4 protein-coding genes and 3 pseudogenes are annotated in these 10,559 nt (G+C 60.5%); 5 read left to right on the top strand and 2 right to left on the bottom strand.

All coding sequences use genetic code 11. The features are described 5' to 3' along the window. Positions 1–123: 123 nt before the first annotated feature. Positions 124–838, top strand: a pseudogene (locus MPC4_RS16075) (hypothetical protein); the annotation flags it as partial. A gap of 326 nt (positions 839–1,164) precedes the next feature. On the opposite strand, the pseudogene MPC4_RS16070 reads toward MPC4_RS16075, so the two are convergent. Continuing rightward, positions 1,165–1,647: pseudogene (locus tag MPC4_RS16070) on the bottom strand (IS110 family RNA-guided transposase); the annotation flags it as partial. A 580-nt stretch (positions 1,648–2,227) separates the two neighbouring features. Between MPC4_RS16070 and MPC4_RS16065 the strand changes: the two are divergent. The 4 genes from MPC4_RS16065 to MPC4_RS16050 all read left to right on the top strand — a co-directional run bounded on the left by MPC4_RS16065 (position 2,228) and on the right by MPC4_RS16050 (position 9,543). Beyond that, on the top strand, positions 2,228–4,153 hold the full coding sequence (locus MPC4_RS16065; RefSeq protein WP_174513408.1) for a sigma-54-dependent Fis family transcriptional regulator: 1,926 nt from the start codon (positions 2,228–2,230) through the stop codon (positions 4,151–4,153). 260 nt (positions 4,154–4,413) lie between these two features. Further along, complete coding sequence (locus MPC4_RS16060; RefSeq protein WP_174513407.1) at positions 4,414–6,567, top strand: hydantoinase/oxoprolinase family protein; 2,154 nt, start codon at positions 4,414–4,416, stop codon at positions 6,565–6,567. Between the two features lie 41 nt (positions 6,568–6,608). Further along, positions 6,609–8,951 (top strand): hydantoinase B/oxoprolinase family protein, encoded by a 2,343-nt coding sequence (locus tag MPC4_RS16055; protein ID WP_174513406.1) that lies wholly within the window; start codon positions 6,609–6,611, stop codon positions 8,949–8,951. A gap of 85 nt (positions 8,952–9,036) precedes the next feature. Further along, positions 9,037–9,543, top strand: a complete 507-nt coding sequence (locus tag MPC4_RS16050) for an acetone carboxylase subunit gamma (protein ID WP_174513405.1) — start codon at positions 9,037–9,039, stop codon at positions 9,541–9,543. A gap of 178 nt (positions 9,544–9,721) precedes the next feature. Here MPC4_RS16050 and MPC4_RS16045 read toward each other — a convergent pair. After that, positions 9,722–10,376: pseudogene (locus tag MPC4_RS16045) on the bottom strand (hypothetical protein); the annotation flags it as partial. Positions 10,377–10,559: the final 183 nt, after the last annotated feature.

The following is a 10,559-nucleotide window of genomic DNA, read 5'->3' as shown; positions in this document are numbered from 1 at the left end:
TTCGTCAAAAAGCCGCCGGAACCGCCTCTCAAACCAACCGCAGCCTGGATCAACCCGCCAACCAAAAGGCTACAAATCCAAGCTTAAATTCAAACGCCGGCTGTCTCAAAGTCGTTGACACGTTCCGACACCTCGCAGCGTGAAATGCGGGCAAGGACGCTTCAAGCTCTTCAATTCGAGGGATATTCCGGACATGGAGAGGTCACGATTCTCTCTGATGGCGCAGAAATCATGAAGCGCTTGCCAAGGGCGCTGCCAAAACCGACGACGCATATTATCGACTGGTTCCACCTGGCGATGAAGATCCGGCCCATGCAGCAAATCGCCGATCATATGGTCGGCTCTCGGACGATCCTTTGCGGGATTCTCGCGGTCATCGACGAGGAAATTGCGGCGTTGAAATGGAAGCTCTGGCATGGGCAGGTCGAACGCGCGATCTGCGCTCTCGAAAAAATTATCGCAGATATGGACACGCTTGGACGCCAGGGCGACTTGTCCGCCACCCGGCTCAACAGCCTTGGTCAGCAACTTCTGACCTACATCCGCTCCAATCGGATCGCGCTTGTCGATTATGGAGCGAGATATAGCGCGGGGCGCCGCATTTCGACCAGCCTGGCGGAATCCGCAGTCAATTCCCTGGTTGCAAAAAGGATGGCCAAAAGCCAGCAAATGCGCTGGTCGCCCTCGGGCGCTCATCTCATCTCATCTCATGCTGCAGGTTCGAGCGGCTATGGCGAACGGCAATCTACGACAACGGCTCCGGCACAAGCCCGACCCGCCAGCGCTGCCTCTCCACCCGATCTTTCAACCAACCCCACCTTTGCTCAGAGCCGCTTGAACCCCAGAGTTTTTACCGCTGTCTTTGATAATACAAAGCGGTTTAGCCATTCAATTCGAGAATTTGAATTATAAACCTTTTATGCGATTTGGTGGACGTTATTGACGAGTTCTCCTCTAGAAAAAGCCATCAATTGCGAGAATATTTTCAACCGATATTCTCACTATTGATGGCCACGCCCCTGCAAAGCTCCAAATTTTCATTCCAAGATGGCTCCTGACATTCGCCAATCTTCTTCGATAGCCCGCCGATTTGCTCGAGGAAAACACGCGACAGCTCCACGACGAGAAGCGGAAGCGACGTCTTTTCCTCTTCGACCGCCAGCGCAAGTTCCTTCACATTCGCCGGCCCTTGCGGGGCCACGACGCCATGCTCAGCCAAATGACCGCGCAGCGCGTTGATCAGTTGCGTGCGCTGGCGCACCAGAAGCTCCCGCGTCCGAAACAGCATTGCGCGCGCTTGCTGCTCCTCGGTCTTGACCTCGACAAAGCGCGTGGTCGGCCGGCTCGCTGCATCGCAGATCGCCTCCGCGTCGGCCGCGTCGTTCTTCTGGCGCTTGACGAAGGGTTTGACATAGGCGGGCGGAACCAAACGAACCTCGTGGCCCCATCGCCGATGGCGCGCCCCCAGTGGTGTGCGCTCCCGCAGGCCTCCATCGCGACAACGCAGCGCGGTTGCTCTGCGAGGAAGCCAAGGACCTTCTCGCGCGAAAGCTTCTTGCGGAATGCCGCGCCGCCATCAGCGCGAGCTCCGTGCGCCTGAAAAGACCGCTTTGCAAGGTCGATGCCGATGATGCTAACCTTTTCCATGGATGCCCTCTCCGTTCGTGGGATACGTAAACATCGCCACCTTGGCACACTACGATGCCGTCAGGAGGGGGCATCCACTCCATCAACCACTTCCTCTACGGCGCCCTCGGCCGCTGCCATCATGAACCATGGTGGCGACGCTCACAGAGAATGTCGCAACCACCGAGCGCACGCTTTCCCCTCAAGTCACACGCGCGACGATCCCCTCACGCAAAACCAAGAGAATAATCCTTTGCCACGCTGGCCAGCCCCTGCGCGGCCAGCATAGTGAATCTGATCGGCGACAGAAAAGGAAGCCCCCCTCGTTTCATGTAAGCGTGATCCTGCCAAATGCTCAGGATCGGCCGCGTTTGAAAAAGGTCGTCAAGGCTCAGTATGGGAGCTCGCCTCTCCTCAAGTGCGGCCTCTGTAGGCACTATTGCAATTTCGTCCGTGATCGCCTTAAGATTCGACCTCGCCGGGCCACAGAAGCCCGCGGGCCGGGAAACGCCAAAGCACTTTGTCGCTTCCGACGCTCCCATACCAGGGGGGCGCAGCAAGCTGTGTTGACGGCCTCGTTTGAGGCATTCAGAGGGCGCAAATGCAGGAACAGCGCGCGGTTCGTCGGGCGTGGGAGCTTTTTCTGGAGCTGGGCGGAAAGCCGGCCGGCATTGGCGAAGCCATTGCTGCATCCTGGCAGCGCTCCCGCCAGTTCGGAATCGCCGCGGAACGCTCCGAGGCGCCACTCGCGGGCGAGCCGGAAATCTTCAGGCGCCGTTCTCTGAACGCCGCGTTATTGAAGGCGGCGCGGCCCGCGCTGGAGAGATCAAAGACCCTCCTAGCCGATGCGTCCTCGATGATGATCCTCGCCGACCCCGGCGGCCTCATTATCGATACCGCAGGCGACCCGCGCGTCGTTGACCTTGGAAGGCGCAACCATCTTGAAACCGGCGGCCGCTGGGAGGAAGGCGCCATCGGCACCAACGCCATCGGCACGGCGCTTGCGAGCGCTGAAGCGGTCCAGATTCACGGAGCCGAGCACTTTTGCGAAGACGTTCAGCGCTGGAGCTGCGCCGCCGCGCCGATCCGCCATCCCACGGACGGCGAACTCCTCGGCGTCATTGACATTTCGGGGCTCGCCAATCCTTTCAACCCGCAAAGTCTGGCGCTCGCCATCGCGATGGGTCAGGAGATCGAAGCGACCCTCGGCCAGGTCGCCAGGGCCGAACATGAGATCCTGCTTCGTCAGTTCGTCTCGAAACGGTCGCTGTGGGTCAGCGAGGAGATGCTCGTCATCGATCGCCGCGGATGCATCGTCCACCCTCTGGGGAGTGCGCAACGCAGGCTTGGCGGAATGTCCGGCGATGAGATTGCGGGGAACATCCGCAGCTTGATCGGAAAAGCGACTGCGGATAGCTGGGAGGAGAACTGCCGCCGCCTTTTTCCAAACGCCACGCTCGAAATCGTAAATGCCGATGACGGAGCCGTGGGCGGCATCCTCGTCATGCGCGAGCCGCGCCGGCGCACTTCAGGGCTCCCCGCAGCGACCATTCCGCACGCTGAACCAAAGGTCAGCTTCGATCAGATCCTCGGCGAGAGTCGCACGATGCTTGAGGTGAAGGACCGCGCGCGACTTCTGGCGGAGAGCGCCCTCCAGATTCTGATTGAAGGCGAAACCGGGGTCGGCAAGGAGCTGTTCGCTCGCGCCGTCCACAGCGGAGGACCAAAGCCCGACGGACCATTCGTTCCGGTCAATTGCGGCGGAATGGCGCGCGATCTTATCGCCAGCGAGATATTCGGCTACGACAAGGGCGCTTTCACCGGCGCCGACGAAAATGGCAGGCCGGGCAAGATCGAAAAGGCGCATGGCGGACTGCTGTGTCTCGACGAGATCGGCGAGATGCCGGTCGATCTGCAGCCCTATCTCCTGCGCGTCCTCGAAGACGGCGTCGTTTACCGCATCGGCAGCCATGAGGCCCGGTCCGTTGACGTACGCGTGATCTCGATGACCAATCGGGAACTCCTTGCCGAGGTCGCCGGCGGACGATTCCGCCGCGATCTTTACTATCGCGTGGCGGCGGCAAAATTGACGATACCGCCCCTGCGGGAGCGCGGCGATGACGTGCTCCTGCTGGCGGAGCGCTTCGCCTCGGCCGCGGCGGGGCGGCGCGAAAGAAGCGCGCCGACGTTCAGTGACGAAGCGCTGACGCGGCTGCGCGGCTACGGTTGGCCCGGTAATGTTCGCGAACTGCGCAATGTCATCGACTCGATAATTGCGCTGTCAACGTCGAATCGCCTGGGCGAGCATGACCTCCCGCCTGAAATCCGATTTTATACCCCCGCCGCGGCGCCATCGCCATCCGCGACCGCATCCGACCTGAAAGCGATCGAGCGCGTCGCCATTCTGACGGAAATCCAGGCGTGCGGCGGCAATCTGACCAAAGCGGCGGCGCGCCTCGGCGTCGCCCGCTCGACGCTCTATCTGCGCCTTGCGGAATATGGCATCGGAAAGCCAACCCGACACTGATCGCCCGCCAGGAAACGCCTGCCCGCCAACCTAACGCGCTACGCAACGCATCTGGCCGCATGACGCGCGTCCGAGCCTCGGACAATCGTCCGACGGAGCGTCCGCAATTCGGACGCTCGCATCTGCAACAAACAGCTGAGCATATGCGGTAAGCTGTTGAGAAAGCGAACGCGGCCATTTGTCGCGATCTCTGGCATGCAAGCTGCTCCCCCTTAATGAACCGGCTCCGCAGAGACCGGCGGCATTTGAGGAGGAAACCCGTGAATATAATTGCGCGGAACGCACGCAGCGTGCAGGTGCTCGGCATCGACGCTGGCGGCACCATGACGGACACGTTCTTTGTTGATTCCGAGGGCGAGTTTGTCGTCGGCAAGGCGCAAAGCACGCCGCAGAACGAGGCGCTCGGTCTGATCGCATCGAGCATCGACGGGCTGGCCGGATGGAGCCTCGATCTCGACGAGGCGCTGAAAGACCTGCAAACCGGCGTCTATTCCGGCACGGCGATGCTGAACCGCGTCGTGCAGCGCAAAGGCCTGAAGTGCGGTCTCATCGTCAATCGCGGCATGGAGGATTTCCACCGCATGGGACGCGCGGTCCAGTGTTACCTTGGCTATGCCTATGAGGACCGGATCCATGTCAATACGCATCGCTATGATCCGCCACTGGTGCCGCGAAACCTCACGCGGGGCGTCACCGAGCGCATCGACATGTTCGGTGCGGTGGTTATCCCGCTTCGCGAGGAAACCGCGCGGGAGGCCGCCCGCGACCTGATCGCGGCCGATGTCGAGGGCATCGTCATCAGCCTGCTGCATTCCTACAAGAATTCCGATCATGAACGCCGCGTGCGCGACATAGTGATCGAGGAAATCAAGGCCAGCGGCAAGACAATCCCGGTCTTCGCTTCCGCCGACTATTACCCCGTGCGGAAGGAGACTCATCGCACCAACACCACCATCCTCGAAGGCTATGCGGCCGAGCCTTCGCGTCAGACGCTGAAGAAAATCTCCGACGCCTTCAAGGAGCACGGCACCAAATTCGATTTCCGTGTCATGGCGACCCATGGCGGCACCATTTCCTGGAAAGCCAAGGAACTCGCCCGCACGATCGTTTCCGGGCCGATCGGCGGCGTCATCGGCGCAAAATACCTCGGCGAGGTGCTGGGTTACAGCAACATCGCCTGCTCCGACATCGGCGGCACGTCTTTCGACGTTGCGCTCATCACGCAGGGCGAACTGACGATCAAGAACGATCCCGACATGGCCCGCCTCGTTCTGTCGCTGCCGCTTGTCGCGATGGATTCGGTCGGCGCGGGCGCGGGCAGCTTCATCCGGCTCGATCCCTACACCAAGGCGATCAAGCTCGGCCCCGATTCGGCCGGCTACCGCGTCGGAGTTTGCTGGAAGGAAAGCGGCATAGAGACTGTTACAATCTCGGACTGCCACATGGTGCTCGGCTATCTCAATCCTGACAACTTCCTTGGCGGCGCCGTCAAGCTCGATCGGCAGCGCTCGGTCGACGCCATCAAGGCGCAGATCGCCGATCCGCTCGGCCTCACCGTCGAGGACGCGGCGGCGGGCGTCATAGAACTGCTCGACTCGGATCTTCGCGACTATCTGCGCGCCATGATCTCCGCCAAGGGCTACAGCCCCGCGAGCTTCGTCTGCTTCTCGTACGGCGGAGCGGGCCCCGTCCACGCCTATGGCTATACAGAGGGCCTCGGCTTTGAGGACGTCATCGTGCCGGCCTGGGCAGCGGGCTTCTCGGCCTTCGGCTGCGCCGCCGCCGACTTCGAATATCGCTATGACAAATCGCTCGACATCAACCTAGCCGAGGATGCGCCGGACGAGCAGAGGGAAAAAGCGGCGAAAACGCTGCAGACAGCCTGGGAGGAGCTCACACGCAACGTTCTGGAGGAATTCAGGCTGAATGGATACGAGGCGGATCAGGTCACGCTGCAGCCAGGCTACCGGATGCAATATCGCGGACAGCTCAACGACCTCGAAATCGAATCTCCCATCGCGTCGGCCGATACCGCCGCTGACTGGAATCAAATGGTCGACGCGTTCAACGCGACTTACGGAAGGGTCTACGCAGCCTCGGCCCGCTCGCCAGAACTCGGCTTCTCCGTCACCGGTGCGATCATGCGCGGCGCCGTTCCGATCCCGAAGCCAAAGATCCCCGCCGAGCCGCTCTCCGAACTGACCCCCCCAGAAGAAGCTCACACAGGCACGCGCAAATTCTACCGCAAGAAGCGCTGGGTCGACGCCAAGCTCTACAGGATGGAGTCGCTGTTACCTGGCAACCACATCCACGGGCCTGCGATCATCGAGTCCGACGCAACGACCTTCGTCGTGCCCGACGGCTTCGAAACGTTCCTCGATACGCACAGGCTGTTCCATCTCAGGGAAGTCTGATCGACCGCAACAGCGCTATCACATTCCGAGGAGACATCATCATGAACGTCAATATTCGCGAAAAGGACATCATACAGCCGCCAGCCCCGGCGCGCGGCATCGTGCGGGGCGGGGAAACGCTGAAACAGCACCGCGACCGCCTCATGCAGGCGACGCAGCGCACCAAACACTACGCCGGCCTCGAGCGCCTGGAGCTGCGCGACAACGAACCAATTCAATACAACAAATTGTTCTCGCGGCTGCGCGCGGGCGTCGTCGACGCGCGCGAGACGGCCAAGAAGATCGCCGCATCGCCGATTGTGGAACAGGAGGGCGAGCTTTGCTTCACACTGTACAACGCGGCTGGCGACTGCATCCTGACCTCGACGGGAATTATCATTCACGTCGGCACCATGGGCGCCGCGATCAAATACATGATCGAGAATGACTGGGAATCCAATCCCGGCGTTCATGACAAGGACATCTTCTGCAACAATGACTGTCTGATTGGCAACGTCCATCCTTGCGACATCCACACCATTGTTCCGATCTTCTGGGGCGGTGAATTGATCGGATGGGTCGGCGGCGTCACCCATGTGATCGACACCGGATCGGTCGGTCCCGGATCGATGTCGACCGGACAGGTGCAACGCTTTGGCGACGGCTATCAGATCACCTGTCGCAAGGTAGGCGCGAACGACGCCCTGTTCCGCGACTGGCTGCACGAGAGCCAGCGGATGGTGCGCACGCCGCGCTACTGGATTCTTGACGAGCGCACCCGCATCGCCGGATGCCACATGATCCGCAAGCTGGTCGAGGAGGTTATCTCCGAGGAGGGCATCGAATCTTATTGGAAGTTCGCCTATGAGGCGGTCGAACATGGCCGCGTCGGTCTGCAGAACCGCATCAGGGCGATGACCATTCCCGGCAAATACCGGCAGGTCGGCTTTGTGGACGTGCCCTATGCGCATGAGGACGTGCGCTTGCCCTCCGATTTCGCCAAGCTCGACACCATCATGCACGCCCCTTCCGAGATCACGATCCGCGGCGACGGCACCTGGCGTCTCGATTTCGAGGGAGCGAGCCGGTGGGGCTGGCACACCTACAATGCGCATCAGGTGAGTTTCACCTCGGGCATCTGGGTGATGATGACGCAGACCCTAATCCCGTCGGAGATGATCAACGACGGAGCGGCCTATGGCACCGAGTTTCGCCTGCCGAAAGGCACGTGGATGAACCCGGACGATCGCCGCGTAGCGTTCTCGTATTCCTGGCATTTCCTCGTGTCGGCGTGGACGGCTTTGTGGCGCGGCCTCAGCCGCTCCTACTTCGGGCGCGGCTATCTTGAGGAAGTCAACGCGGGCAATGCCAACACGTCGAACTGGCTGCAGGGCGGCGGCTTCAACCAGTACGACGAAATTCACGCCGTCAACTCGTTCGAATGCGCGGCGGACGGCACTGGCGCCAGCGCCGTGCGGGATGGCCTCAGCCACGCCGCCGCCATCTGGAACCCGGAAGGCGACATGGGCGACATGGAGATCTGGGAGCTTGCAGAACCGCTCGTCTATCTCGGACGCCAGATCAAGGCGAGTTCCGGCGGCGCCGGCAAATATCGCGGCGGCTGCGGGTTCGAGAGCCTGCGCATGGTCTGGAACGCCAAGGACTGGACCATGTTTTTCATGGGCAATGGCCACATGTCCTCTGACTGGGGCCTGATGGGCGGCTATCCGGCGGCGTCCGGCTATCGCTTCGCCGCGCACCAGACAGGGCTGAAGGAGGCGATCGCCGAGGGCAAGCCAATCCCGCTCGGCGGCGACACGGACCCGGAAAACCCCGTCTGGGATGATCTCATCAAAGACTCCGTCATCAAGCGCGACAAGCAGGCGATCACCACCGAGGAGATGTTCTCCGATTACGACCTCTACCTCAATTACATGCGCGGCGGCCCCGGCTTCGGCGATCCGCTCGATCGCGAGCCGCAAAGCGTCGCCGACGACGTCAATGGCGGCTATCTGCTGGAGCGCTTCGCGCCGCAGGTCTACGGCGTAATCCTCGGCAAAGCGGCGGACGGCGCGTTGTGCGTCGATGCGGGCGCAACCGACACAAGACGCAACGCGATCCGCAAGGAGCGAATTGCAAAGTCGGTTCCGACGCGTGAATGGATGAAGGGTGAGCGCGAAAAGATCCTGGCGAAAGTGGGCGCCGGCGATCACGTGAAGCAGATGTTCGCCGCCTCGTTCAAACTCGGACCCCGTTTCCTCGCCGACTTCAAGAAATTCTGGGAGCTGCCGAATGGCTGGGAGCTGCTGGAGGAAGAAATCGGCGTGCCCCACTACGGCTCCATCTATCACATGGACGTCTCGGAATTGCCGGACGTCAAGACGGTTCAGTTCGTCGAAGAATAGGCGGTTCGAAGGACGCCAGCCATTTGCTGGCGTCCAGCCGCCCCCGAAAACGCATGATGCAAGGCAAACAGCCGGAGGAAACATTATGGCATATACGCGAGCCAAGATCGCCGATCTCGTCGATGGCAAGATCGATCAGGAAACCTTACATCAAATGCTCTCCACCCCGAAAGATCCCGAGCGTTTCGCGACCTATATCGAGATTCTGCAAGAGCGCGTGAGCTGGGATGACAGGATCATCCTGCCGCTCGGGCCCAAGCTCTACATCGTTCAGCTCAAAACTTCGAAGGAATGGGTCGTCCGGTGCGAATGCGGTCACAATTTTTGCAACTGGAAGGAAAACTGGAAGCTGTTCGCGAGGATCCACGTTCGCGACACGCAGCCCAAGCTGGAGGAGATCTATCCACGCCTGATGGCTCAGACCTCGACATGGCAGGTGCTGCGCGAATACTACTGCTCCGAATGCGCGACGCTGCACGACGTCGAAGCGCCGACGCCCTGGTATCCAGTGATCCGCGATTTCGAGCCCGACGTCGATACATTTTACAAGGACTGGGTCGGCCTCAAAGTACCAGAGCGGACTGACGCCTGAAACCAATAGTTGGCGCTCAATTATTCGAGCGCCAACAATCCTTGGCTGCGTCTTGGCCGCGAGACCAGACATGAAGCTGAAAAATTCGCTTTTCTTGCAGGGGCGATCGTGATGTCACCCACAAGAGAAAGGCGACCCGTCAAGCAATACAAAATGACAGCGGTAAAAACTCTGGGGTTCAAGCGGCTCTGAGCAAAGGTGGGGTTGGTTGAAAGATCGGGTGGAGAGGCAGCGCTGGCGGGTCGGGCTTGTGCCGGAGCCGTTGTCGTAGATTGCCGTTCGCCATAGCCGCTCGAACCTGCAGCATGAGATGAGATGAGATGAGCGCCCGAGGGCGACCAGCGCATTTGCTGGCTTTTGGCCATCCTTTTTGCAACCAGGGAATTGACTGCGGATTCCGCCAGGCTGGTCGAAATGCGGCGCCCCGCGCTATATCTCGCTCCATAATCGACAAGCGCGATCCGATTGGAGCGGATGTAGGTCAGAAGTTGCTGACCAAGGCTGTTGAGCCGGGTGGCGGACAAGTCGCCCTGGCGTCCAAGCGTGTCCATATCTGCGATAATTTTTTCGAGAGCGCAGATCGCGCGTTCGACCTGCCCATGCCAGAGCTTCCATTTCAACGCCGCAATTTCCTCGTCGATGACCGCGAGAATCCCGCAAAGGATCGTCCGAGAGCCGACCATATGATCGGCGATTTGCTGCATGGGCCGGATCTTCATCGCCAGGTGGAACCAGTCGATAATATGCGTCGTCGGTTTTGGCAGCGCCCTTGGCAAGCGCTTCATGATTTCTGCGCCATCAGAGAGAATCGTGACCTCTCCATGTCCGGAATATCGGCAATTATCACCTTGACATAGTAGGCACGAATGGTAGAGATAGCGGGACAGGGCGGCTCCCTAACGCCCGCATCGCCTGATGCGGAGACCCCAGTCCTTATGATTCAGTTTTTTGGGGAGCGTCTTTCGGACGCGATGATCGAAGCGGCGGCTCAAATCCTTGAGGCCTCGGCCTTTTGC

It is taken from the genome of Methylocella tundrae (assembly GCF_901905185.1).
Lineage (GTDB): Bacteria > Pseudomonadota > Alphaproteobacteria > Rhizobiales > Beijerinckiaceae > Methylocapsa > Methylocapsa tundrae.
The sequence above is the reverse complement of the archived record's forward strand: the minus strand, read 5'-3'. Positions and strand labels throughout refer to the sequence as shown.